We start from the raw sequence: 23,323 nt of genomic DNA on the forward strand, positions 1-23,323 counted from the left end.
TGCCTGAGCATCCCCGTGGCGATATCCTTGCTGGACGGGATGACCAAGCGAGGTTTTGCCATGCGTGTGCTCCTTGTCCTGATATTCGCGCTGCTGGGTGGCGCTTCCGCACGCGCCGGCGATGTCGCAGTCGCACAAGGTGTCATCCGCGCCCAGGAGCAGGCCTTTGTCCGCGACGATGCGGCGGGGGCCTATTCCCACGCCGCGCCGGCGATCAGGGAGATCTTCCCTGCGCCTGACATCTTCATGTCCATGGTGCAGAACGGCTACGCGCCGGTCTACCGGCACAAGAGCTTTGAGTTCGGCGACAGCAAGAGCGAAGGCAACCGGGTCTCCCAGCACGTTCAAATCGTCGATGCCAACGGCGAGGCCTGGGAAGCGCTCTACACGCTCGAACAGCAGAGCGACGGCATCTACAAAATCACCGGCTGCTCTCCATTGAAGGTCGGACGAGAGGCCTAGGTCGCGAAACTCGGTCCCGTCTTCGTCGCATTCATCCGCGACCGGATCAGCAACGTCAGCACGATGCCGATATTGAGCGCGTTCCACGCCACGCCGTTCGCGAACGCAGCCGCATAGGAGCCCGTGGCGTCGAAGATCACGCCCGAGACCCAGCCGCCGAAGGACATGCCGAACACGGACGCGAAGATCACGATGCCGACGCGGGTTGCGGCTTCGCGTGCCGGCATCGCCTCGCGCACGATGATGGCATAGCTCGGCACGATGCCGCCCTGGAACAGGCCGAACATCGCGGAGATCAAATAGAGCGAGGTCAGGCTGTCGAAGAACAGGTAGAATACGAGTGCAAATCCTTGGGCGACCGCTCCGATCAGCAGTGTGGGGATGCCCCCGATCTTGTCGGCGAGATAGCCCGAGCCGATCCGGCTGACGATGCCGCAGGCCATCATCAGCGACAGCATCTCGGCGCCGCGCGCCACACCAAAACCGAGATCGCCGCAATAGGCGACGATATGCACCTGCGGCATCGCCATCGCCACGCAGCAGGAGATGCTCGCGATCGAGAGCAGCACCGTCAGCGTGTTGGTCGACAGCTTGAGATCGACCCGCGGCGGCGGCGCATTGGCATGATTGCGGACCTTGTCGTTGCCCATCTGCGTGCGCAAGACCAGCACCAGGATGGTCATCAGGCTCACGCAGGCGAGGCCGATGCCGATGTGCGTGTAGCGCCAGCCGATCGACTGCATGCCCCAATTCACAATCGGCGGCCACATCGTGCCGGCAACGTAATTGCCGCTCGCAACGATGGTCACGGCAAGGCCACGATAGCGCTCGAACCAGTGCGAGGCCTCCGCCATCAGCGGCGCGAAGGTCGCGGAGGTGCCGAGCCCGATCAGGAAATACGCCGCCACGAACTGCCAGAGCTGGGTCGACAGACCCGCGAGCACATTGGCGACGCCGAGGAAGGCGATGCTGATCGCCATCGCCGGCACGATGCCGAACCGGTCGGTGATCTTGCCGGCGATCACGCCGCCAAGCCCGAAGCCGAACATCATGAGAGTGAAAGCCAGCGACACCGCGCCGCGCGTGGCGGCGAATTCGGCCTGCACCGCGGGAATCATGACCACGATGGCCCACATGCCGACGCCGCCGATCGAGCCGATCAGAAGCGCAATGACAAGGCGCATCCAGGCCTGACGCGAATCAGGGGTGAATGTTTCGGGTGTCTGTCCTGGATGATTTGGGGCGTGCACGGGCCGGACCATGGCCCGCGGATCGCCACAGGGTCAAGCATTGTGGCGCGATATTGGGCATGCGCGGTGCACAGCGGTAAGAAGAAGCTTGGCGAACACGCGTTTTGCCATTAATTTGCAATCAGCGTGTGCAACGTTGCCGCGCGGAGCGTATGTCGGCGGAATGTTGTTGCGATTGACACGATCGATGCGGATCAGGGTGGGGCGCATCATTGCCCTCGCCTATCTGTTTTGCGTGCTCGCGCCGGCCGCAAGCCTCGCCTGGGGTCAAGGTCCGGCACCGTGTCTTGGCGACGACTTCGTGCCCGCCAACATCGTGCCGGCGCATCATCAGATGCAGACGAGCCATGAGATACAGACGAGCCATGCGCATGGCGACTTCTCGCATGACCACGCGGGGGCACATGCGCATCACCAGACCGCCGCGCAGGACGCGCCCGCATCACATCATCACGACGGCAAGGGGACGCCAGGACCGTGCTGTGCGATGATGTGCGTGGTTGCGCTGCCGGCCGACCTGCCCAGCGTCGCAAAACCGCTTCAGCCGGTTTCCGCCTGCGCGCCCGAGATCGTGGCCAGCCTGCACAGCGCGGCGCCGCCCCTGCTCTACCGCCCTCCCATCGCCTGATCTGACACGCGACGACGTCAGGCCGAGCGCGCATCTGCGCGCGCGGGCCTGTGGTCTTCAGACGGATCAGGGATGAATCATGCTTACGCTTTCCGGGGCGAAGTCCGCCGCCGCATCTGTGGCGCGTGGACGACACTTTCTATTTAATTGGTCACTGCTGACCGCCACTGCGCTGGCGTTGTCCGGCTGCGTGCCGGCAACGACACAAGTCGCCGGCGCTGATCCTGCCGATCCCGCCGCCAAGGTCGCGCGCGCCGGCTATCGTTCGGCAATTGCGCCGTACACCAGCCTGCGGCCTGCGACTCCCGCGCCATGGCGCGAGCGCAACGAGAACGTCGCGCCGCAGCCCAAGCAAGACCGGTAGGAGCGCGCCATGACATACCATTTCGCGCAAAGCCTGCTCGTGCTCGCTGCGATCACTCTCTCGGGCTGCGCCGCATTCTCGCCCGACAGCGGCATGAATGCCGTCTCGGAGCTGACGAGCCAGACCATCAACAAGGACGTCGCCTTCGTGCGAACGACTGAGGGAGCCGGTGCGGTCGACGCGCGCGTTCGCCAACTGCTCTCGCGAACACTGACCGCCGACACCGCCGTGCAGATCGCACTGCTCGACAACAAGGGACTGCAAGCCGCCTATAACGAGCTGGCGCTGGCCGAGACCGATCTCGTCGAGCAGAGCCTGCCGCCCAATCCCGTGTTCTCGATCTCGCGGATCTCGGGCAACGGCGCCAGCGAAATCGAGCGCCAGGTGGTCGGCGACATCCTCGCGCTCGCCACCCTGCCGTTCCGCTCCGACATCGTCCGCGACCGTTTTCGTCAGGCGCAATTGCGCGCGGCGCTGGCGACGTTGCGGCTCGCCGCCGATGTCCGCCGCGCGTATTTGCGCGCGGTTGCCGGCAACGAGATGGTGGTGCTGCTGACGGACGCAAAGGCGACGGCGGAATCGACCGCACAGCTCGCAGTCAAGCTCGGCGAAACCGGTTCGATCAACAAGCTCGACCAGGCCCGCGAGCAGGTGTTTTATGCGGAGACCACCGCCGATCTCGCGACCGGGCGGCAGACGGCAACGAGCGCGCGCGAAAGGCTGGCGCGCCTGATGGGACTGTGGGACGGCGGTCTCGATTTTCGTCTGCCCAATCAACTGCCGCCGCTGCCGCGCCGGCCGCAGGCTTTGCCGTCAATTGAAGCCGACGCGGTCGCCCATCGCATCGACTTGCAGATCGCACGGCTTGAACTGACGGCGCTGGCGACGTCGCTGAACCTCACCGAGGCGACGCGCTTCGTGACCCTACTTGATCTCGCCGGCATCTCCCGCCGCACCAAGGATCCGGACGGCGCACCGTTCCGCGAACGCGGCTTCGACGTGCAATTCCAGATCCCGATCTTCGACGGCGGCGAGGTCCGGGTGCGGCAGGTGGCGGAGACCTACAATCTCGCCTTCAACCGCTTGACCGAGCGCGCCGTCAATGTGCGCTCCGAGGCGCGCGATGCTTATCGGGTCTATCGATCCAGCTACGACATCGCGAGCCACTACCAGCGCGAGATCGTGCCGCTGCGCAAGATCATCACGGAGGAGATGCAGCTCCGCTTCTCCAGCATGCAGATCGATATTTTTGCCTTGCTCACCGAGGCCCGGCAGCGACTCGCGTCGCTGCGCGGTGCAATCGATGCCAGGCAAAAATTCTTCCTCGCCCAGTCCGAGTTGCAGACCGCCGTCAACGGCGGCGGCGCACCTGCTTCCAGCAGCGACACTTCAACCACCATCGCCGCGGCAGCGCCTGCCGATGGCGGCCACTGACATGGAGGCCACGATGTTTTCCCGCCGAGGATTTTTGGGCAGCGCTGCGCTGGCCAGCGCATCCGTCGTCAGCGGCCGGGCGCAGGCCGCCTCAATTCCGGAAGCCCCGCACATGGACAAGGTGGTGATGCAACCGCCGCTGCACCCCATCGGTGGTCCGGACTACCGCCCGGTGGTCACGCTGAACGGCTGGTCGCTGCCGTTCCGCATGAACGGCGACTGGAAGGAATTCCATCTCGTCGCCGAGCCCGTGGTGCGCGAATTCGCCGAGGGCATGAAGGTGAATTTGTGGGGCTATAACGGCCAGTCGCCGGGCCCGACGATCGAGGCCGTCGAGGGCGACAAGGTCCGCATCTTCGTCACCAACAGACTGCCCGAATACACCACCGTGCACTGGCACGGCATGATCATTCCCAGCGGCATGGACGGTGTCGGCGGGCTGACCCAGCCGCACATCCAGCCGGGAAAAACCTTCGTCTACGAGTTCGAGATGAAGAAGAGCGGGACCTTCATGTACCACCCGCATTCCGACGAGATGGTGCAGATGGCGATGGGCATGATGGGCATGGTCGTCGTGCATCCGCGCGACCCGAACTTTCGTCCGGTCGACCGCGACTTCGTCTTCGTCATGAGCACCTATCGCGTCGATCCCGGCACATATCTGCCGCAGGTCAACGAAATGACCGACTTCAACATGTGGACCTGGAATGCGCGGGTGTTTCCCGGCATCGATCCGCTGCCGGTCAGGCTCGGCGACAAGGTGCGCGTGCGCATCGGCAATCTCAGCATGACCAACCATCCGATCCATCTGCACGGCCACAGCTTTGCCGTGACCTGCACCGACGGCGGCTGGATTCCCGAGAGCGCGCAATATCCGGAGACGACGACGGACGTACCGGTCGGCGCGGTGCGCGTGTTCGACGTTCTCGCCGACAATCCCGGCGACTGGGCGTTCCACTGCCACAAGTCGCATCACACCATGAATGCGATGGGACACGACATGCGCAACCTGATCGGCGTGTCGCGCAAGGATCTCGCCAAGGCCGTCGGCAAGCTCGCGCCTGACAGCATGGCCATGGGCTCGACCGGCATGGCGATGGGCAACATGGAGATGCCGGCGCCCGACAACACGCTGCCGATGATGACCGGCACCGGTCAGTTCGGCCCGATCGAGATGGGCGGCATGTTCACTGTGATGAAGATCCGCGAGGGCCTCGCGCGCGACGATTATCGCGATCCCGGCCCCTACCAATTCCCGCAAGGCACCGTCGCCTATGAGGTCACGCCGCCGGCCCCAGAGCCGGCGCGGCAACAAGGGACGCCGATGCACAAGATGAAGATGTGAGCGTTTCGATCAACCACCACCAACTGGAGATACCAATGAAGAAGACGATCAAGCTCGGTCTCGCGCTGGCTGCGCTTTCGACCGCGCCGGCGTTTGCCCACAACCAGCACGGGCACGGCACCTTCTCGGCCGGCGGGCCCGGCGATCCCAAAAAGCCCGCGCGCACCATCGAGATCCTGCTGAACGAGATGGACTACGCACCCGCCAGGATCGAGGTCAAACGCGGCGAGCAGATCCGCTTCGTGCTGCGCAACGTCGGCAAGGAGGATCACGAATTCCTGCTCGCCACCACCAAGGAGAATCTCGCGCATGCGGTGGAGATGAAGAAGCATCCGCACATGGAGCACGACGATCCCAACGGTGTCAGGCTCGCGCCGAGCAGGACGGCCGAGATCCTCTGGAAGTTCAGCAAGGCCGGCACGTTCGAATTTTCCTGCCTGATTCCCGACCACCGCGACTACGGCATGGTCGGCCACGTCACCGTGAAGTAACAAGGGCAAACTCCCATGAATCGCATCATCCGCATCGCCGCGGCGCTGGCGCTGACCGTCAGCCTCGCCACCGGAGCCCTCGCAGCCCAGGGCGCCGCGATCAGCGGCGAGGTCAAGAAGATCGACGAGGGCGCCGGCAAGATCACGCTCAAGCACGGACCGGCGAAAAGCCTCGGCATGGATGAGCCCATGACCATGGTCTATCGCGTCAACGACCCCGCCTTGCTCAAGCAGGTGAAGGTCGGCGACAAGGTGACTTTTGAAGCCGAGGAGGCGGCCTCGGGGTTCACGGTGACGAAGGTCCAGAAGGCGAAATAGGCCCGCCGGCATTCCACCATGGTCATTCCGGAGCGCGCCGCCCTGGCGCGAGCCCGGAATGACAACCTGACCGGCCCGAAATACTCCGGTCCGCCCCCATGCCGCGCCCTTTGTTAACCCTTTGCTAACCATACACCGGGCAAAAATTGCCGGGTGGAGTCGAGTGTCGTCAGCCGCGTAGAACGGGGAGTCCCCTGTGGACGCCAGTGCGGTACCTCACTTTCGGAACGGCGGCCCTTCGGCCGCCGCGCAGACATTTGGGGCGCGCGGACGGCAGTCGCGCGGAGAGGCAGCTACCATGGTCGACGTCACCGCGGGACAGGGCGTAGGCGGCACGAACGCCGGTTTCCCCACCCTTGCCGAGATCGGCAACATCCTCAAGCGCGGCGATATCGCGCTGGCGCTCGGCGTCCTCACCATCCTGGTGGTGCTGATCCTTCCCCTGCCCGCGATCGTGCTGGACCTGTTCCTGGCGATTTCGATCACGCTCTCGATCCTGATCCTGATGACGTCGCTGTTCATCCAGGCGCCGCTGGAATTCTCCGCTTTCCCGACTGTCCTGCTGATCTCGACCATGCTGCGGCTGTCGCTCAACATGGCCTCGACCCGCCTGATCCTGTCGCACGGGCACGAGGGCACGGATGCCGCCGGTCACGTCATCGAAGCCTTCGGCAGCTTCGTGATGGGCGGCAATTTCGTCATCGGTATCATCGTCTTCGCCATCCTGATCATCGTCAACTTCGTCGTCATCACCAAGGGTTCGGGCCGTATCGCCGAAGTCGCGGCGCGCTTCCACCTCGACGCCATGCCCGGCAAACAGATGGCGATCGACGCCGACCTCTCCGCCGGACTGATCGACGAGAAGGTCGCCAAGCAGCGGCGCAAGGATTTGGAGGACGAGAGCGGCTTCTTCGGCGCCATGGACGGTGCCTCCAAATTCGTCCGCGGCGATGCCATCGCCGGCCTTCTGATCGTTTTCATCAACGTCGTCGGCGGCATGATCATCGGCGTGGCGCAGCAGGGCCTGTCGTTTGCCGATGCCGGCCGCAGCTACACGCTGCTGACCGTCGGTGACGGCCTCGTCACCCAGGTGCCGGCGCTGATCGTTTCGACCGCGGCGGGCCTGCTCGTCTCCAAGGCCGGCGTTTCCGGCGCCGCCGACAAGGCGCTGATGAAGCAGTTCTCGGGCTATCCGCAGGCGCTCGCGATGTCCGCGGCGGTCATGCTGGTGCTGGCTGCCCTGCCCGGCATCCCGACCATCCCCTTCCTGGCGCTCGGTTCCGGCGCCGGCGCGCTCGCCTGGCACGCCCGCAACCGCAACCGGGCGACTGCCAGAGCTGACGAAGTTGCCAAGACCGCACCTGCGCCGGGAACGCCGGGCGCACCAGGCTCCGCTGCGGCGGAGGAGCCGATCTCCGCGGCGCTCAAGATCGACGACCTCAAGATCGAGCTCGGCTACGCGCTGCTGCCGCTGGTCAACGGCCCCGACGGCACCGACCGCCTCACCGAGCAGATCAAGGCGCTGCGCCGTTCGCTTGCGATCGAGATGGGCTTTGTGATGCCGGCGGTGCGCATCCTCGACAACGTCCAGCTCGAGGCCAACACCTACATCATCAAGATCAAGGAGGTCGACGCCGGCACCGGCAAGATCTGGCCGAACCAGTTCATGGTCATGGACCCCGGCGGCAGCCAGGTGCAGGTGCCCGGCATCCACACCACCGAGCCGACCTTCGGCCTGCCCGCGACCTGGGTCGATGCCAGCCTCAAGGAGGAAGCCTCGCTCAAGGGCTACACCGTCGTCGACGCCGCGACCGTGCTCTCGACCCACCTCACCGAGCTGCTCAAGGCCAACATGTCGGACCTGCTCTCCTACGGCGAGGCGCAGAAGCTGCTCAAGGAGCTGCCGAAGGAGCAGGGCGAGCTGGTCAAGGACATCGTGCCGGGACAGGTCACGGTCTCCGGCATCCAGCGCGTGCTGCAGCTGCTGCTCGCCGAGCGCATCTCGATCCGCGACCTCTCGACCATCCTCGAAGGCATCGCCGACTCGCTCGCCTTCTCGCGCAATCCCGCCACCATGGTCGAGCACGTCCGCGCCCGCCTAGCGCGGCAGATCTGTGCGCAGAACACCTCCTACAACGGCTATCTGCCGCTGATCGCGCTGTCGGCCCGTTGGGAACAAGCCTTTGCCGAATCCATCATCGGCCAGGGCGAGGAGCGCAGCCTCGCCATGCAGCCCTCGAAACTGTCGGAGTTCATGACCGGCGTGCGCGAGGCCTTCGAGCGCGCCGCGCGCGAAGGCGAGGCCCCGGTGCTGGTCACCTCTGCGGCAATTCGTCCCTTCGTGCGTTCCCTGGTCGAGCGGTTCCGGGCCCAGACGACGGTACTGTCGCAGGCCGAAATCCACCCCAGGGCGAGGTTGAAAACGGTCGGAAGCATCTGATTTGCCTTAAGAAGCCGTATGTTTTTTGGCCACAGGCAAATGGTTTTTGAGTTTCCGGCGCCTTGTCGACCAAAGGCCGATAAGGCGCCTTTCAGGCACATTACAGCATTGAAATAATTGCGAAATCGCACGAGAAAGCGCCGCTTTTGATCGCGGCCTTTCACGTCCTGTCACGCTCTTGTGATGACCCCTTGGGAACGAATCCTCCCAATATTAGGTTGTTGGTCACCAGAAGCATGAACCTGCCCAGACAGGGCGGCGACTACTTCGGGTAGATGGCGGCAGGAGCCTTCATGAACCACTCGATTTACAGCGCAGATCGCTCGACCCACCTCAAGATCGTGGTCGTAGCCCTTGTCGCCGGCATCGCGGTGGCGGGCTTCGGGATCACGGCGCGCACGAGTTCAGACGAAGGCCTGACCCAGACCGCTCGCGTCATGAAGGCCGGCAAGCCGGTCGCTATCACCAGCTCGAACGTTTCGCTCGTTCGCTAAGGAGATCCAAGTTTCAGGAATTCACGCGGCTCTTTACCAGCCCCCCAAAGTCGCCACGTGGATATGTAGACGACCCCAACCCCAAGTCGACTACAGAAAGCGCCCGCCCCCCACGGGCGCTTTCTCATGTCTGGGGGTAGCGATTCATTTGAATTGCACACGCTTCAACCTCGTCGTTGCGCTCACATTATCGGAGTGTGGCGTAGCCTCGATGCATCGATCCCATGTCCCGGACGCGCTGCAGCGTTCTTACGCTGCTGCGCAGAGCCGGGACCCCGGGTGCCACGACACTTTGCTGCTGCATGGGCCCCGGCTCTGCAGCGCATCACTTCGTGCTGCGCAGCGTCCGGGGCACGAGACCTATCTTCAATGGACACACCTTCGCCCTCTCGCGGCTTGTTCGCCCGAGCTTTGCTTGGTCGCGTCACCCTCAAAATGAAGGGCGCAGGGAAGACCGGGTGCCGGCTGGCACCCGCGGTCCACTGTGCGAAAGGCAGTAGCGAAATCTGCACAGCGGCATACAGGTGAAGCCAAACATCCGGCCTTCCCTGCGCAGTGGTTTTACGGCTTATGTCGTGATCTCCCCGGGGAGCGATGCACTATTGCCCCCGTCGCCGTGCAGATGACCGATGCGCGCGCCCGGTCGGGCCGCCACATCACCGCAAGACTTGACGCACAGACCCCGGGCGTCAGGACCACACGATTTTGCCGTACGCCGATCACACCGGTCGTGCGCGCGAGGACTCCGCTCACGGTTGCCCGCCCTGCGAAGCCGTTCGCGCCGATGTGACCCACGTCCACCGCCGTCCGGCCCGCGTTCGTGACGATCGCGATACGCCCCTCTTCCTTGGGCCGGAGTGAGGCGACACATACGCCGTTTCCGAATTTCGGTAAAGTGGAATATTTTTAACGCCGCGGATTGACCGACTTTTCGGTGTTTTGCCCGTCAGGGAACACAAGGGCTTGTAGGTGGCGTCATAAAGCTCGTCCTTGCGAGGCGCGCGTCGATTGTCCCCGACCCACCGCAGCATCGGGCGAGACTACCGCGCCCCATAGGTCGGCGGCGGCGCCTGCACGGTTGGAGCTGCCGCAGCGAAGAGCTCGTCCTTGCTCCCGGTGAGCGGCGGATAGATGCGCTTGCGGTTGATGGTCGCTTTGGTTGCCTTCGCGGCCGCGCCGATGGTGCGGACTTCGCGGTCCCACCCTTCCGTATAGAGCGCGCCCCAGCCGCCGAGATCGAGCACGGTCACATACCAGTCGATCCGCAGCGGCAGCATCGGCAGGCCCGCGAGATCGGCGACCACATTGTGGCCGGCGAAGCGGCCCATGGGGCGAGCGAACTGGCAGGACATCACGGTCGGATGCAAGCCATCGACCACGCTCGAGGCGACGTCGCCGGCCGCGAACACACCGCGGACATCCGCAACCCGCATCAAGGGATCGACGAGAAGGCGCCCGAGGCGATCGCGCGCGTCCGGAAAGCTCGCCGCCAAGGGGCTCGCGCGCATCCCCGCACACCAGATCACCGTCTGCGTCGCAATGAACTCGCCCGAGCTCAGACGCATGCCGGCGGCCTCGATGGACACGACGCGGACGCCGAGCCGCGTCTCGACATCGAGCGAGGCCAATGCCGTCTCGATCACAGGACGCGCGTGCGCGCCGATGGTGGCGCCGACCGCCGGATTGGGATCGACCAGGATGATGCGACGGCTGCCGGTGATGCCGGCGCGCGCCAGCCTGTCGGGCATCTCGGCCGCGACCTCGATGCCGGTGAAGCCGGCGCCAACCACGACGACCGTCGAGCGCCCCGGCGAAGGCGCGCTGCGTCCGAGCGAATTGAGATGATCCTCGAGGTGGAGCGCCGCAGTATAGGTATCGACATCGAAAGCATGCTCGGCAAGGCCGGGAATGTCGGGACGCATCACTTCGCTGCCGAGCGCCAGCACCAGCCGGTCATAGGCCAGCGTCTCGTCGCCGTAGCCGGTGACCAGCGAAATCTCGCGCCGTGCCGGATTGATGGCTTCGACCTCGCCAATCCCGTGACTGACGCCGATCGGATCGAGCAGTTGCGGCAGCGGAAGCGCGACATCGCTGAGATCGGCCTCGTAATTGCGGACGCGGATGTTGTGATAGGGATTGCGATCGACGAGACGGATCTCGATGTCACGGCCGGCCGTACCGATCTCGTCGCGCTTGCGTGCGGCACCGATGGCCGCCCACAGACCTGCAAATCCGGCGCCGAGCACGACGATACGCGCCATGTCCGTTGACTGCATTTCCCGAGGAAACGAAAAGGACACGAAAAGCGATCGAGCCGTCTGACCGCACCGACAGATATAGCTGATCCGGCCGGGCGGACCAACTGCGATGGTACTGGCGCGCAGCACAAATTCTCAGCGTGGCTCAGGCCTCGCGCAGTTCCGACGGCGTCGCGCCAAAGCGCTTGCGGAAGGCACGGTTGAAATAGGACAGATCCGAGAAGCCCGATGAGTGCGCGATGTCGCTGATCTTGCGCGCCATGGCGCGGGGATCGCCGAGCAGCTTGCGCGCCTGCAGCAGGCGCTGCTCCAGCACGAATTCGGTGAAGGTCGTTCCGGCCTGCTCGAACAGGCGCTGTGCCTGGCGCGGGCTCAGGCCGGAGCGCGTGGCGATCTCGGACAGACAGAGATCGTTGCGGCCAAGCGCAGCCATCACGTCGGTGCGCATGAGATCGAGACGGGCCGCCGCCTGGCCGCGGCCGCGCGCCAGACTTGCATGGTCGGCATCGGTGCCGAGCAGGAGGCCGACGAGATCGACCATGTGCTGCGCGGTGAGGCGCTGGCCGATGGCGTCGAGATGCGGCGCGTGATGCGCGGCCAGGGAGTGGTAGCGGAAGACCGTCTCGGCGACCGCGCCGTCCGAGAGCACTCGCGACAGCTTGTCCTCGGCGCGCGGATTGATGTCGAGCAGCGCGCGGCGCGGCATGCGGATGGTGGTGAAGCGATCTTCGTTGGTATGGCCGACGGTACCGGTGATGCCCATGTCGACGAGCACCATCTGCTCCGGCGTGAGCTCCACAGTATGGCCGTTCTGCCCGACGCGGACGAGACCCGCATGTGCCGCGATCAGGACGAGATCGTCGCTGCCGTCGGCAAGGTGGCTCTGGGTGCGTGAATATTGCGCGGAGGCGCCTTCAGGAATGGCGAGCGCGATATTATCGACCACGCTGACCTGGAGCCGGCAATCGATGCTGTCGCCGCGGCTCGGCCCGATATCCAGGCCGCAGGACCCGAAGGTCCGCTCGCGCCAATGTTCGAAGGCCGGGCCGTGTGGCAGCCCCGCATATTGGTGAACGAAGATGCCCGACGTTTTCGCTGCATCCATCTGATTTCTCGCCCCTCTCCGGCACCATGATCGGCGGCGCCGACTGCAAATTCCGGGCATTTGACGCCGCGACATGCGCGGAGGTTCAAATCGGGAGTGGATTCGGCGGAATTTGTCGGAATACGACGGCGGGATGGACCGTGGCGACAGGAGCCGATCAGGCATTGCTACGACGATGTTGAAGCGTCCAATGCCTCCCCGGTGTCGTCCTGGACAAGCGAGCAGAGCGAGCGCCGATCCAGGACCCATTACCCCAGGAGTGAGTGGTTGCTCACCCGTGTGGCCACGGCTCACTCTCGCAACAAGCTCTTGGGGTCAAGCTCTTGGGGTAATGGGTCCTGGCTTTCGCCAGGACGACAATGGAAACCTACTTCTTCGCCGGCGCCTGCGGCTGTGGCGGCGGCACAGTCTCGATCAGCTTGCCGGAAAATACCGGCGCCGAGGTCGGCTGGCCGCTCGTCGAGCCGCCGGCCTGCTCGAGGGTGACGGCGTAGGTCGCGCCGTTGACGACGTCGGCATCGTACGAACCGAGCACCGGTCGTGCGGTGAAATCGCCTGCGCCGATCACACCGAGCGAGCGCGGGCGCGGCAGCTTGTCGGAGATCAGCCAGAGCTCGAAACTCTTGCCGGGCTCCGGTGTCGCGCCGACCTTGCGCACGGTGAAGTTCCTGGTCGCACCGTCGATGGTGAGGATGAAGGCGGGACCGCCGCCCTGGCCCTGCAACAGCGCGACATATTGCGACGACGCCGGCAGCGGCGCCGGCGTCTTCACCTCGACCGTCTGGATGCGCGCTGCCGGTCGCAAGCCGCCCGGCAACGCCTCGGGCTGGAAGATCTGAAGCGACAGCGTCACGAGCAGCGCGGCCGCGAGCGCACCGACGGCGGATGCGATGGTGCGCCAGCGCTTCACGCGGCCCTCGAGCCGGATCACATTGCTGTTGTCCGCGACCGGCGCCTGCGGCGCGCGCGCGACCTCCGGGTCCGGCGCATGGACCTGCGGCATGAAGATCGGCACGACGTCGGGAATCGCATCGGACGCCGGTCGCGCCGTTTCGCCCTGCTCCGCTTCGGGAGGCTGCGGCCCCGGTTGCTGCATATCCTCCGACGGCAGCTCCGGAGGCTCGGCGTCGAACGAAGAAAACTCCGCCACGGGTGGCGGCGGCGCGACGTCCGGCAGCGCCGGCGGCTCCTGCGCAAAGGCCGTCCGCTCGAGCTCGGACCTGATGTTCTCCCACACGATCGGACGCGGCTCGATCGAGCCGACCATCTGGTTGAGGACGCCGATCCGGTAAGCCCAGGCCTGCACGATCCCGGCGAACGCCTTGTCCACCGCCATCATGGTCTCGACCTGCGCGCGCTCGTCGGCGTCGAGCGTACCGAGCGCATATTCCGCGGCGAGCGCGATATGGTCCTCCGTATAGGCCATCACTTGCGGTCCAGACCCACCCTCACAGTATGAGCTCTCATGGCCCAAGCTCTCATAGCCCAAGCCCTCATAGTCCAAGCCCTCATAGTCCAAGGCACTCGCGAATATCCAACATGCTGCGCCGCAGCCACGTCTTCACCGTATTGACGGGCGCCGCGAATTTCTCCGCCAATTGCTCGCGGCTCCAGCCGTTGTAATAGGCGAGAAGCACGAGCCTCTGACGGTCCGGCTCGAGCCGGCCGATACATTCCAGGAGCCGCTTCAATTCCTCGGTCATCTCCCTCCGCGCCAGCGGATCGGGGCTGTCGGCCGCGACTTCCATCGCCTGCGGCTCTTCCTCGATGGAGACTTCCGTCTTCTTGCGCACGATGTCGATGGCGCGATTGCGCGCGATCGACGCCATCCACGTAATCGGCGACGACAGAGCGGGATTGAACCGGCCGGCACTGTTCCAGATCTTGACGTAGGTCTCCTGAATGACCTCCTCTGCGAGATCCTGTCGGCGCAAGATACGGAGCACGACGCCATAGAGTTTCGCGCGCGTGGCGACGTAGAGGCGCTCGAACGCGGCCTGATCGCCCTGCGCTACCGCCCCGATCAGCCCGACCAGCTCTGCTGGCGTCAGCATTCAGCCCCCCAATGCGCGGCCCGTCGCGTTCCGCGCAAGCCCTGGCACTCCGCCACCATAGCGCGCGACAAACCCGACCACCAAGGGGCCGCGCCGCCACACTGTGGACAGCACATGCGAAAACCCGGACCCTTGGGGTCCGGGATTTGGGGTCCGGGTTTTGGGGTCCGGGTTTTGCAAATTCTCGCGGATCTGGCGGCTAGCGCCTCAGGCGACGGCGCCCATGCGGGCGCGCATCAGGCCGATGCTGTCGAGATCGGCCTGCTCGCGGGCGTTTTCCTCGGCGCGTTCGCGGGCCTGATCGCGCTCGTCGAGGAGCTCGACCTTCTTCAGCTCCTCGAAGGCTTCGGCCAGCGCGGCCTTGGCTTCGTCGAGCTGGCCCTTCAGCTCGTCGGCCGAGCGGGTCAGGTTTTCGCGGCGCTGGATGGCAGCCTTGGCATAGGTCGGATAGGCGAAGTGCGAGGGATCATTGATCCCGGCGCGCTCCTGCTCGGTCGAGATCTCGCGTTCGAGATCGGTCGACATCCGCTGGAAGTCGGCGATCATGGTCTCGATCTGGGTGACCCGGCGGCGCTTCTCGTCGACCTGAAACTTCTTCAGGCGGATAAGGGTATCACGTGACTTCATCGACTCGTACTCCCCAGAAGTCCCTTGGCTGCACGTGGGACAACACCGGTCGCCCCACAGGCCCGACTGGGGCCAAGACCGGCTCTGCTACTCTGTGGGATGGGATGATGACGGGACAAAGTTAGCGTTCCGTTTCCAAATTACCGAGGATTTGCGCAAGTTGGCGGTAGCCGTCGGCAAGCGAGGCGCCTTCGTCCTTGCGCTGGCGCAGGAAGGCCTCCAGCGGCTCGTGCAGGCGGATCGCCTCGTCGACCTCGGGGCTGGAGCCGGCGCGGTAGGCCCCGAGCCGGATCAATTCCTCCATGTCGGCATAGGTTGCCATCACCTGGCGCGCCCGCTGGATGGTCGGCCAGAACTGCGGGTCGGCCGATTTCGGCATGGTGCGGGAGACGGATTTGAGGATGTTGATGGCGGGATAGCGGCCGCGTTCGGCGATCGAACGCTGCATCACGATGTGGCCGTCGAGGATGCCGCGGACGGCATCCGCGATCGGCTCGTTATGGTCGTCGCCATCGACCAGCACCGTGAAGATCGCCGTGATGGCGCCCTCCCCCAGGCCCGGACCGGCGCGCTCCAGAAGCTTCGGCAGCTCGGTGAAGACGGTCGGCGTGTAGCCCTTGGCGGTCGGCGGCTCGCCCGCGGACAGGCCGATCTCGCGCTGGGCCATGGCAAAGCGCGTCACCGAATCCATCAGGCAAAGGACGTCCTGCTCCTCGTCGCGAAAATATTCGGCGACCGCGAGCGTCAGATACGCGGCCTGGCGGCGCATCAGCGCCGGCTCGTCGGAGGTCGCGACCACCACGACGGAGCGCGCCAGGCCCTCCTCGCCGAGGTCGTCCTGCAAGAACTCCTGCACCTCGCGGCCGCGTTCGCCGATCAGCCCGATGACACTGACCGCGGCATCGACGTTGCGCGCGAGCATCGACAGCAGCACCGACTTGCCGACGCCGGAACCAGCGAAGATGCCCATGCGCTGGCCGCGGCAGCAGGTCAGGAACGTGTTCATCGCGCGCACGCCGAGATCGAGCGGCGCGCCGACGCGCTTGCGCGAGTGCGCCGGCGGCGGCGAATTGCGATATGGCATCGGCGCCGGGCCCTGCGGCAGCGGCCCCTTGCCGTCGATCGGCTCGCCCAGTGCATTGACGACGCGGCCGAGCCAGGCCGCGCAAGGCCGCACCTGATTTGCGGCATTGGCGATGACCGCCTTGCAGCCGCGCCGCACGCCGTCGAGGCCGGCGAACGGCATCACGACGGCATTGTTGCCGGAGAAGCCGATCACCTCGCAGGGAATGGAACGGTTGCCCCCGGTCTCGATCACGAGCCGCGCGCCGACCGACATCGCATGGATCGGGCCGGCCACCTCGACCATCAGGCCGCGCACGCCGACCACGCGGCCATAAATGTTGACGCCGTCGATGTCGCCGATCTGTTCGGCAAGAGCCTTCATTAAGAGAGAGCCTTCATAGGAGGGCCTTCATAAGGTGATCGCCTTCGTAATCCCGGGCTTCGCGGCGGAAACCTTAAGTTTCGCCATATTTCTGAACGGCGCTTAACTTCGTGTTTACCCGCATCGTTAATCATTGCGTCACTGTCTTTGTGACTGAGCGTGGCTCCCCTTCAGAAGAAGGCTGAGTCGCGGGAGTCGGTTAGGCCCGTCTCTTAAAGTGGAACTTGAACGCAACCGGATAACGAAAGCTGCTTCACACACAAGACCTTAGGGCGATTCGACGAAAATTGCATCCACAGGGCTTGCGTTCCAGAATCAGAATTTGTTAACCATCTGTTGTCAGGATCCGAATCAGTTGTTCAAAGGCGTTTTGTTGTGTGCCGCGAATGCGGCCGACCTGACGCCCAGGAGCGGCGACTATGGGGAACTGGCATGCGCGTTTTGCTGATTGAAGATGACAGCGCCGTCGCGCAGTCGATCGAGCTGATGTTGAAGTCTGAGAGCTTCAACGTCTACACGACCGATTTGGGGGAAGAAGGCGTCGATCTCGGTAAATTATACGATTACGACATTATCCTTCTCGACCTCAACCTGCCCGACATGTCCGGCTACGACGTGCTCAAGCAGCTCCGGGTCTCCAAGATCAAGACACCAATTCTGATCCTCTCCGGCCTCGCCGGCATCGAGGACAAGGTCAAGGGTCTCGGCGTCGGCGCCGACGACTACATGACCAAGCCCTTCCACAAGGACGAGCTGGTTGCCCGCATCCACGCGATCGTGCGCCGCTCCAAGGGCCATGCCCAGTCGGTCATCCAGACCGGCGACCTCGTCGTCAACCTCGACACCAAGACGGTCGAAGTCGGCGGCCAGCGCGTGCACCTGACCGGCAAGGAATACCAGATGCTGGAGCTGCTCTCGCTCCGCAAGGGTACGACCCTCACCAAGGAAATGTTCCTCAACCACCTCTATGGCGGCATGGACGAGCCGGAGCTGAAGATCATCGACGTCTTCATCTGCAAGCTCCGCAAGAAGCTCGCCAATGCCTCGGAAGGCCGCAACTTCATCGAGACCGTGTGGGGCCGCGGCTACGTGCTGCGCGAGCCGCACGAGGTCGAAGAGCGCATTCCCGCCTGATCAGGGTTCTGCCGCGAGCCCTTCGGGCTCGCTCCTCCCAGCCTGGACCCCGCCGCAAATGGCGGGGTTTTGTTTTTTTGGGGACGCGAACGCGGCCTCGTCGTCCTCCCCGCCATTGAACCGCTATCTTCCTCCAGCCGACGAATGGTCGCTGCACGATGGGGGAACGATGATCCTGCAATCACTGGCTGGCCTGCCCGCCTTCCTGGTCTATTTCTGCACCGGGCTGATCGCGATCGTGGCGTATCTGTTCGCCTACACCCGCATCACGGCGCATAACGAATTCCAGCTGATCCGCGACAACGATCCGGCTGCGGCGATCGCGCTCGGCCTCAGCCTGCTGGGCTTCGTGGCGCCGCTGGTGAGCGCGATCGCGCATTCGGCCAATGTGCTGGACTGCCTGATCTGGGCGATGATCGCGCTGATCGTCCAGATCGTCGTGTTCTTTCTGGTGAGAGTGCCGGTGCCGAACCTGTCGGCGCGGATTGCCGCCGGCGAGCTTGCAGCTGCCATCTGGCTCGGACTGTCCTCGCTCGCCGCGGGCCTGCTCAACGCCGCCTGCATGATCTACTGACATGATCCACTGATATGGCCGACAAACCCTCCAAAAAGCAGTTCGGCAAACGCCGGCCGGCGGCCGGGCCGCCACCTCCGCAACAGCCGGTGAAGCGCTCCGGCCATGTCGCGCTGCTGGTGATGGGCACGATCGCGGTCGGCACCACCGCCTACACGCTGATGCCGCGGCAGACTTGCGAGCCCCCGCCTGCCGGCTCGGTGCCCGGGCAGACGAGCGCGGCATGCAGCAGAAGCAGCTCGTCGGGCGGCGGCGGCAGCTCGCGCTGGTCGTCGCGATCGAGTTTCTTCAGCAGCGACTCCTCGAGCCATTCCTCGTCGGGAACGTCGTCCGATTCAGGCTCCGGCGGCGTGAGCCGCGGCGGCTTCGGCTCGTCTGGTCATGGCTTCTCGGGCGGCGGCTGACCCATGCAACGCATCGTCTGCCCCGAGCGCGACGACTGGCGGCAGACCGCCGAACAATGCGGCTTCGCCTTCCACACCATCGACGGCGAGCGCTATTGGGACGAGCGCGCCTACTACGCCTTCACGCTCGACGAGATCGAGCGCGGCATCGAGACACCGACCGGCGAGATCGACGCGATGTGCCTGGAGCTCGCCGGCCGCGTGATCGGCGACGAGCGCCATCTGCGGCGCTTGAAGATTCCCGACGCGTTCTGGGGCTTGATCGCCGAGAGCTGGGGCCGTGACGACCGCAGCCTCTATGGCCGGCTCGATCTGAAATTCGACGGCAAGGGACCGGCAAAGCTGCTCGAATACAACGCGGATACGCCGACCTCGATTTTCGAAGCCGCGGTGTTTCAGTGGACCTGGCTCGAACAGGCGATCGAACGGCGCATCATCCCGTCGCGGGCCGACCAGTTCAACTCCATCCACGAACGACTGATCGAAGCGTGGAAGCAGATTGCAGCAGGCCGCCATGTCCATCTCACCGGCACTACAGGCAATGCGGAGGACGCCGGCACGCTCGCTTATCTCGAAGACACTGCGCGCCAGGCGGGACTGGCTACCACGCTGCTCGACATCGAGGCGATCGGCTGGCGCAATGATGCCGGCGGCTTCGTCGATCTCGACGACCGCGACATCGCGCTCGCCTTCAAGCTCTATCCCTGGGAATGGATGTTCCACGACGCCTTCGGCGCAAGGCTCAAGGACGCGCCGACACGCTGGATCGAGCCGCCGTGGAAGGCGGTGCTCTCCAACAAGGGCATCCTGCCGCTGCTCTGGGAGATGTTTCCGAACCATCCCAATCTGCTGCCGGCGTTCTTCGAGGACGATCCGCGGGCAGCCGAACTCGGCAGCTCCTATGTGCGCAAGCCGCTGCTGTCGCGCGAAGGCGCCAATGTCACGCTGGTATCCGGCGGAATGCCGCTCGACCAGCAGGCAGGACCCTACGGCGCCGAAGGATTCGTGCGGCAGGCATTGTCACCGCTGCCGAACTTTTCAGGCTTCTACCCGGTGGTGGGAAGCTGGCTGGTGGATCACGAACCCTGCGGCCTGTCGATCCGCGAGGACGAGGGCCCGATCACCGGCAACGGCTCACGGTTTCTGCCGCATGCGATCCTGTGAGGGCCGCTCTTTTTCCCTTCTCCCCTTGTGGGAAAAGGAAGAAGCATCAGCGCGCCGCTGCCACCTTCAACGACGGCGGCATCAATCCGCCCATCGGGCGGCCGGAGCGTGTCGGGTTGAGCTGATAGAGACCGCGGCGGTCAACGATCGGGCGGAACGCGTCGGTGATGCCGACGACGGATTCGGCAGCGCCAAGCAGCAGCGTGCCGTCGGTCTCCAGCCCCTTCGCCATGCGCTCGAAGATCACCGCCTTGGTGGCCTGGTCGAAATAGATCAGCACGTTGCGGCAGAAGATCACGTCGAACGTGCCGAGATGGGAGAAATCCTGCAGCAGATTGAGCTGGCGGAACTGCACCATGGCGCGAATGTCGGCATTGAGCTGCCAGAGCTCGCCTGTTTGCGTGAAGTACTTCATCAGGTGCTGGATCGGCAGGCCGCGCTGCACCTCGAACTGGCTGTAGACGCCGGCCTTGGATTTCTCCAGCACCTCCTGCGACAGATCGGTCGCGACGATCTCGATGCGCCAGCCGGCGAAAGCCGCGCCCATCTCCTTCACGCACATCGCGATCGAATAGGGCTCCTGCCCCGTCGAGGACGCCGCCGACCAGATCCGCAAGCTCTTGCGCGCCGCGCGCGCCTGGATCAGGCCCGGCAGGATGGTTTCGCGTAAGTGATCGAACGGAATCTTGTCGCGGTAGAAGAAGGTCTCGTTGGTGGTCATCGCTTCGACCACGTCGCTCGCAAGCCGGCCGTCGCCGTTCCTGATCTTCAGCACAAGATCGGGAATGCCTGACAGGCTCGCCTTGCGGGCCAGCGGCAGGAGCCGGCTCTCGACCAGATACTGCTTGTCCGGGGAGAGATCGAGCCCGGAGCGCTCTTTCAGGAACTTGCGCAGATAGTCGTAGTCGACCGGCGTCACGAGCGGTCTCCCGCGAACAGGCGATTGACCCTGGCGCCGATCTGGTTGAGCGGCAGGATCGCCGCGCAGATGCCGGCATTGGCCGCCGCACCCGGCATGCCCCAGACCACGCTCGTAGCTTCGTCCTGCGCGATGACGCTGCCGCCGGCGGCAACGATGTCCTTGCCGCCGCGCATGCCGTCCGAGCCCATGCCCGTCAGGATCACGGAGAGGATGGCGCCATGCCAGATGTCGATGGCGGAGGTGAAGAGCGGATCGACCGCGGGCTTGCAGAAATTGACGGCGGGGCCGTCGTCGAGCGCGATCGCCACGTCGGCGCCGCTACGCACGACGCGCATGTGCTTGCCGCCGGGAGCCAGATAAATCCGCCCCGGCTTCACCGGCTCGCCGTCGACCGCCTCGGCCGCCGGCTTCCGGCTCGTGCGCGCCAGATGCTCGGCAAGGATGGTGGTGAAGGTCGGCGGCATGTGCTGGGTGATCAGCACCGGGACGCGGTCGATCACCGGGCCGAGCTCGGTGACGAGCGCCATCAGCGCCTGAGGACCGCCGGTCGATGAGCCGATCAGCAGCACCTTCGGCGCCTGGGTCGAGAATGGACGTATGGACAGCGCGGACGACGGCGCATGCACGGCCGGAGCCGGCGCGGCAGGCCGCGCGACAGCCGGTCCACGTGCGGCCGGAGCCTGGCTCGCGGGCGCCAGCGGCGGGCTCGCAACCGCGGGCTTGCGGCGCAGCCGTGCGCCGAGGTGGCGGATCTTCTGGATCAGGTCGTGGTGGAAGATGTCCGCAGCCGACGCCTCGCGCGTCGATTCCGGCTTCGGAATGTAGTCGGCCGCGCCGAGCGACAGCGCCTTGAAGCTGATCTCCGCGTTACGGCGGGTCAGCGTCGAGGCCATGATGATGACGAGATCGCGCTTCTTCGCCAGCAGTTGCGGCAGCGCCGAGATGCCGTCGAGCTCGGGCATTTCGATGTCGAGCACGGCAACGTCGGGATTGATGCGTTCGATCTGGTTGACCGCCTCGAGCCCGGTGCGCAGCGAGGCCGCGACCTCCATATCGTGCTCGGCACCGATCCAGCGCGAGATCAGACCGCGGATGACGACGGAGTCATCGACGACCATCACCCGCAACGGTCCGGCTTCCCGCGACGAGCCCGGGGTCGAATTACCTGCGAACGCAACACTCATTACTCACCAACTCAGACTGAAACGGTTCAGTTGAAGACCAACGCCGAAGGATCCGTTCAGCCTCCGGGCAGTCGCTCAGATAAGGCCGACTTCCTGGAATTTCGCCGTGACGATGTCTTTGTCGAACGGCTTCATGATGTACTCGTTGGCGCCGGCATGCAGCGCGCGCGCGATATGCGCGACGTCGTTCTCGGTGGTGCAGAACACCACTTTCGGCTGGTCGCCGCCGGGCATGCGCCTGAGATGACCGAGGAACTCGTAGCCGTCCATCACGGGCATGTTCCAGTCCAGCAGCACCGCGTCGGGCAAGCCGCGCTTGCAGGCTTCCAACGCCTTCTCACCGTCCTCGGCTTCGAGAATTTGGAAGTCGAGGCCCTCCAGGATCCGGCGCGCAACCTTGCGGATGACGCTGGAATCATCAACGACGAGACAAGTTCGCATGTGAACCTCTGCTTCCTACCCCCTTTGCGGGGGCACTTCCAATTGCAAGTCCATCGGCGGCAGTGCCGCCGTATCAGGCCGCCATCATCTCGGGCGCGAGCTCGAGGACGCGATCGACGTCGAGGACGACCATGAGCTGACCGTCGAGGCGGTGGACGCCGCCGGCGAGCTTGGCCATGCGGGGATCGAGGTTGACGGGGTTTTCCTCCATGCCGTCCTCGGCAAGCCGCAGCACCTCGCCGATCTGGTCGATCAGGAGGCCGTAGGATTCACCGCGCAGATCGACGCCGACCGCCATCGGCGCCTTGCCGTCCTCGGGCTTGGGCAGGCCGAGACGGGCGCGCATGTCGACCACGGTGACGATGCGGCCGCGCAGGTTCAGCACGCCCGCGATCTCGCGCGAGGACAGCGGAACGCGGGTGACGCGCTCGGGCATGAACACGTCCTGGACCCGGGAGATCGGCAGGCCGAACAGCTGGCCGCCGATCATCGCGGTGACGTATTCGACCATGGCGCCTTCGCCGGACTGGGTCTTCTTGGTCATGTGCGTATCTCCTGATCGATGCCATTTTGTTTGAGCATGATCTTGTCGGAAAACCGCTTCACACTTTTCCGGATCATGCTCTTAGGCCGCTGCCCGGCTCAGCTCGGAGGCGCCGGCGGCGCCCGCGGTCTGTTCCTTCAGCGCCGCGATCAGACCGGGACGGTCGAACTTGGCGACATAGTCGTGGAAGCCGGCCTGACGGCCGCGCTCGATCGCCGCCGGCGACACCAGCGCGGAGA

Annotated in this window: 24 protein-coding genes; 13 read left to right on the forward strand and 11 right to left on the reverse strand. The window is 64.9% G+C overall.

What is annotated here, in order from left to right:
- Window positions 1–60: 60 nt before the first annotated feature.
- Window positions 61–462, forward strand: a complete 402-nt coding sequence (locus QCM77_RS08815) for a DUF4864 domain-containing protein (protein WP_279682870.1) — start codon at window positions 61–63, stop codon at window positions 460–462.
- Here the strand turns inward: QCM77_RS08815 and QCM77_RS08820 are convergent.
- The gene (locus tag QCM77_RS08820) at window positions 459–1,724 is read right to left on the reverse strand and encodes an MFS transporter (protein ID WP_279666867.1); all 1,266 of its coding nucleotides are present in this window, start codon (window positions 1,722–1,724) and stop codon (window positions 459–461) included. The genes QCM77_RS08815 and QCM77_RS08820 overlap by 4 nt on opposite strands.
- A gap of 175 nt (window positions 1,725–1,899) precedes the next feature.
- Between QCM77_RS08820 and QCM77_RS08825 the strand changes: the two genes are divergently transcribed.
- The 8 genes from QCM77_RS08825 to QCM77_RS08860 all read left to right on the forward strand — a co-directional run bounded on the left by QCM77_RS08825 (window position 1,900) and on the right by QCM77_RS08860 (window position 9,226).
- Window positions 1,900–2,340: a hypothetical protein gene (locus QCM77_RS08825; RefSeq protein WP_279666866.1), complete on the forward strand. Its 441-nt coding sequence runs from the start codon at window positions 1,900–1,902 to the stop codon at window positions 2,338–2,340.
- Window positions 2,341–2,419: 79 nt separating this feature from the next.
- Entirely contained in the window at window positions 2,420–2,704 is a 285-nt protein-coding gene (locus QCM77_RS08830; protein ID WP_279666865.1) for a hypothetical protein, read from the forward strand.
- A gap of 9 nt (window positions 2,705–2,713) precedes the next feature.
- Window positions 2,714–4,138, forward strand: coding sequence for a TolC family protein (locus tag QCM77_RS08835; RefSeq protein WP_279666864.1), 1,425 nt, complete (start codon window positions 2,714–2,716; stop codon window positions 4,136–4,138).
- 13 nt (window positions 4,139–4,151) lie between these two features.
- Window positions 4,152–5,483, forward strand: a complete 1,332-nt coding sequence (locus tag QCM77_RS08840; RefSeq protein WP_279666863.1) for a copper oxidase — start codon at window positions 4,152–4,154, stop codon at window positions 5,481–5,483.
- 35 nt (window positions 5,484–5,518) lie between these two features.
- The gene (locus QCM77_RS08845) at window positions 5,519–5,974 is read left to right on the forward strand and encodes a cupredoxin domain-containing protein (protein WP_279666862.1); all 456 of its coding nucleotides are present in this window, start codon (window positions 5,519–5,521) and stop codon (window positions 5,972–5,974) included.
- 15 nt (window positions 5,975–5,989) lie between these two features.
- On the forward strand, window positions 5,990–6,292 hold the full coding sequence (locus QCM77_RS08850) for a copper-binding protein (protein WP_279666861.1): 303 nt from the start codon (window positions 5,990–5,992) through the stop codon (window positions 6,290–6,292).
- Between the two features lie 298 nt (window positions 6,293–6,590).
- Window positions 6,591–8,732 (forward strand): flagellar biosynthesis protein FlhA, encoded by a 2,142-nt coding sequence (gene flhA, locus QCM77_RS08855; protein WP_279682872.1) that lies wholly within the window; start codon window positions 6,591–6,593, stop codon window positions 8,730–8,732.
- A gap of 293 nt (window positions 8,733–9,025) precedes the next feature.
- Window positions 9,026–9,226, forward strand: a complete 201-nt coding sequence (locus QCM77_RS08860) for a hypothetical protein (RefSeq protein ID WP_279666859.1) — start codon at window positions 9,026–9,028, stop codon at window positions 9,224–9,226.
- 1,040 nt (window positions 9,227–10,266) lie between these two features.
- Here the strand turns inward: QCM77_RS08860 and QCM77_RS08865 are convergent.
- The 6 genes from QCM77_RS08865 to fliI form a co-directional block, all read right to left on the reverse strand.
- Entirely contained in the window at window positions 10,267–11,487 is a 1,221-nt protein-coding gene (locus tag QCM77_RS08865; protein WP_279666858.1) for an NAD(P)/FAD-dependent oxidoreductase, read from the reverse strand.
- Between the two features lie 142 nt (window positions 11,488–11,629).
- Entirely contained in the window at window positions 11,630–12,589 is a 960-nt protein-coding gene (locus QCM77_RS08870; RefSeq protein WP_279682874.1) for a helix-turn-helix transcriptional regulator, read from the reverse strand.
- A 367-nt stretch (window positions 12,590–12,956) separates the two neighbouring features.
- Entirely contained in the window at window positions 12,957–14,015 is a 1,059-nt protein-coding gene (locus tag QCM77_RS08875) for an anti-sigma factor (protein WP_279666856.1), read from the reverse strand.
- An 82-nt stretch (window positions 14,016–14,097) separates the two neighbouring features.
- Complete coding sequence (locus QCM77_RS08880) at window positions 14,098–14,643, reverse strand: sigma-70 family RNA polymerase sigma factor (protein WP_279666855.1); 546 nt, start codon at window positions 14,641–14,643, stop codon at window positions 14,098–14,100.
- A 207-nt stretch (window positions 14,644–14,850) separates the two neighbouring features.
- Window positions 14,851–15,270, reverse strand: coding sequence for a flagellar export protein FliJ (gene fliJ / locus QCM77_RS08885; RefSeq protein WP_007606301.1), 420 nt, complete (start codon window positions 15,268–15,270; stop codon window positions 14,851–14,853).
- A gap of 121 nt (window positions 15,271–15,391) precedes the next feature.
- Complete coding sequence (gene fliI / locus QCM77_RS08890; protein WP_279666854.1) at window positions 15,392–16,717, reverse strand: flagellar protein export ATPase FliI; 1,326 nt, start codon at window positions 16,715–16,717, stop codon at window positions 15,392–15,394.
- 432 nt (window positions 16,718–17,149) lie between these two features.
- Between fliI and ctrA the strand changes: the two genes are divergently transcribed.
- The 4 genes from ctrA to QCM77_RS08910 all read left to right on the forward strand — a co-directional run bounded on the left by ctrA (window position 17,150) and on the right by QCM77_RS08910 (window position 19,993).
- On the forward strand, window positions 17,150–17,851 hold the full coding sequence (ctrA, locus tag QCM77_RS08895) for a response regulator transcription factor CtrA (protein WP_007600544.1): 702 nt from the start codon (window positions 17,150–17,152) through the stop codon (window positions 17,849–17,851).
- A gap of 169 nt (window positions 17,852–18,020) precedes the next feature.
- Entirely contained in the window at window positions 18,021–18,425 is a 405-nt protein-coding gene (locus tag QCM77_RS08900) for a DUF350 domain-containing protein (protein WP_007600543.1), read from the forward strand.
- A 14-nt stretch (window positions 18,426–18,439) separates the two neighbouring features.
- Window positions 18,440–18,829 carry a hypothetical protein gene (locus QCM77_RS08905; protein WP_279666850.1) on the forward strand — a complete coding sequence of 130 codons (390 nt, stop codon included), beginning with the start codon at window positions 18,440–18,442 and terminating at the stop codon, window positions 18,827–18,829.
- A gap of 3 nt (window positions 18,830–18,832) precedes the next feature.
- Window positions 18,833–19,993, forward strand: a complete 1,161-nt coding sequence (locus tag QCM77_RS08910) for a glutathionylspermidine synthase family protein (protein ID WP_279682876.1) — start codon at window positions 18,833–18,835, stop codon at window positions 19,991–19,993.
- A 46-nt stretch (window positions 19,994–20,039) separates the two neighbouring features.
- Here the strand turns inward: QCM77_RS08910 and QCM77_RS08915 are convergent, their stop codons facing one another.
- The 4 genes from QCM77_RS08915 to QCM77_RS08930 all read right to left on the reverse strand — a co-directional run bounded on the left by QCM77_RS08915 (window position 20,040) and on the right by QCM77_RS08930 (window position 23,084).
- A complete protein-coding gene (locus QCM77_RS08915) occupies window positions 20,040–20,912 on the reverse strand; it encodes a CheR family methyltransferase (protein ID WP_279666848.1) in 873 nt (290 codons plus the stop codon).
- Complete coding sequence (locus QCM77_RS08920) at window positions 20,909–22,099, reverse strand: protein-glutamate methylesterase/protein-glutamine glutaminase (RefSeq protein WP_279666846.1); 1,191 nt, start codon at window positions 22,097–22,099, stop codon at window positions 20,909–20,911. The genes QCM77_RS08915 and QCM77_RS08920 overlap by 4 nt, the downstream gene beginning before the upstream one ends.
- Before the next feature lie 75 nt (window positions 22,100–22,174).
- Window positions 22,175–22,540: a response regulator gene (locus tag QCM77_RS08925; RefSeq protein ID WP_007600538.1), complete on the reverse strand. Its 366-nt coding sequence runs from the start codon at window positions 22,538–22,540 to the stop codon at window positions 22,175–22,177.
- Between the two features lie 73 nt (window positions 22,541–22,613).
- Complete coding sequence (locus QCM77_RS08930; protein WP_279682878.1) at window positions 22,614–23,084, reverse strand: chemotaxis protein CheW; 471 nt, start codon at window positions 23,082–23,084, stop codon at window positions 22,614–22,616.
- Between the last annotated feature and the right edge of the window lie 239 nt (window positions 23,085–23,323).

This window comes from Bradyrhizobium nivariense (assembly GCF_029846695.2).
Classification (GTDB): domain Bacteria; phylum Pseudomonadota; class Alphaproteobacteria; order Rhizobiales; family Xanthobacteraceae; genus Bradyrhizobium.

Bases quoted from the DNA above. Each gene is read 5' to 3' on its own strand.
- QCM77_RS08815 (WP_279682870.1), top strand. From the start codon at position 61: ATGCGTGTGCTCCTTGTCCTGATATTCGCGCTGCTGGGTGGCGCTTCC.
- QCM77_RS08820 (WP_279666867.1), bottom strand. From the start codon at position 1,724: ATGGTCCGGCCCGTGCACGCCCCAAATCATCCAGGACAGACACCCGAA.
- QCM77_RS08825 (WP_279666866.1), top strand. From the start codon at position 1,900: ATGCGGATCAGGGTGGGGCGCATCATTGCCCTCGCCTATCTGTTTTGC.
- QCM77_RS08830 (WP_279666865.1), top strand. From the start codon at position 2,420: ATGCTTACGCTTTCCGGGGCGAAGTCCGCCGCCGCATCTGTGGCGCGT.
- QCM77_RS08835 (WP_279666864.1), top strand. From the start codon at position 2,714: ATGACATACCATTTCGCGCAAAGCCTGCTCGTGCTCGCTGCGATCACT.
- QCM77_RS08840 (WP_279666863.1), top strand. From the start codon at position 4,152: ATGTTTTCCCGCCGAGGATTTTTGGGCAGCGCTGCGCTGGCCAGCGCA.
- QCM77_RS08845 (WP_279666862.1), top strand. From the start codon at position 5,519: ATGAAGAAGACGATCAAGCTCGGTCTCGCGCTGGCTGCGCTTTCGACC.
- QCM77_RS08850 (WP_279666861.1), top strand. From the start codon at position 5,990: ATGAATCGCATCATCCGCATCGCCGCGGCGCTGGCGCTGACCGTCAGC.
- flhA (WP_279682872.1), top strand. From the start codon at position 6,591: ATGGTCGACGTCACCGCGGGACAGGGCGTAGGCGGCACGAACGCCGGT.
- QCM77_RS08860 (WP_279666859.1), top strand. From the start codon at position 9,026: ATGAACCACTCGATTTACAGCGCAGATCGCTCGACCCACCTCAAGATC.
- QCM77_RS08865 (WP_279666858.1), bottom strand. From the start codon at position 11,487: ATGGCGCGTATCGTCGTGCTCGGCGCCGGATTTGCAGGTCTGTGGGCG.
- QCM77_RS08870 (WP_279682874.1), bottom strand. From the start codon at position 12,589: ATGGATGCAGCGAAAACGTCGGGCATCTTCGTTCACCAATATGCGGGG.
- QCM77_RS08875 (WP_279666856.1), bottom strand. From the start codon at position 14,015: ATGGCCTATACGGAGGACCATATCGCGCTCGCCGCGGAATATGCGCTC.
- QCM77_RS08880 (WP_279666855.1), bottom strand. From the start codon at position 14,643: ATGCTGACGCCAGCAGAGCTGGTCGGGCTGATCGGGGCGGTAGCGCAG.
- fliJ (WP_007606301.1), bottom strand. From the start codon at position 15,270: ATGAAGTCACGTGATACCCTTATCCGCCTGAAGAAGTTTCAGGTCGAC.
- fliI (WP_279666854.1), bottom strand. From the start codon at position 16,717: ATGAAGGCTCTTGCCGAACAGATCGGCGACATCGACGGCGTCAACATT.
- ctrA (WP_007600544.1), top strand. From the start codon at position 17,150: ATGCGCGTTTTGCTGATTGAAGATGACAGCGCCGTCGCGCAGTCGATC.
- QCM77_RS08900 (WP_007600543.1), top strand. From the start codon at position 18,021: ATGATCCTGCAATCACTGGCTGGCCTGCCCGCCTTCCTGGTCTATTTC.
- QCM77_RS08905 (WP_279666850.1), top strand. From the start codon at position 18,440: ATGGCCGACAAACCCTCCAAAAAGCAGTTCGGCAAACGCCGGCCGGCG.
- QCM77_RS08910 (WP_279682876.1), top strand. From the start codon at position 18,833: ATGCAACGCATCGTCTGCCCCGAGCGCGACGACTGGCGGCAGACCGCC.
- QCM77_RS08920 (WP_279666846.1), bottom strand. From the start codon at position 22,099: ATGAGTGTTGCGTTCGCAGGTAATTCGACCCCGGGCTCGTCGCGGGAA.
- QCM77_RS08925 (WP_007600538.1), bottom strand. From the start codon at position 22,540: ATGCGAACTTGTCTCGTCGTTGATGATTCCAGCGTCATCCGCAAGGTT.
- QCM77_RS08930 (WP_279682878.1), bottom strand. From the start codon at position 23,084: ATGACCAAGAAGACCCAGTCCGGCGAAGGCGCCATGGTCGAATACGTC.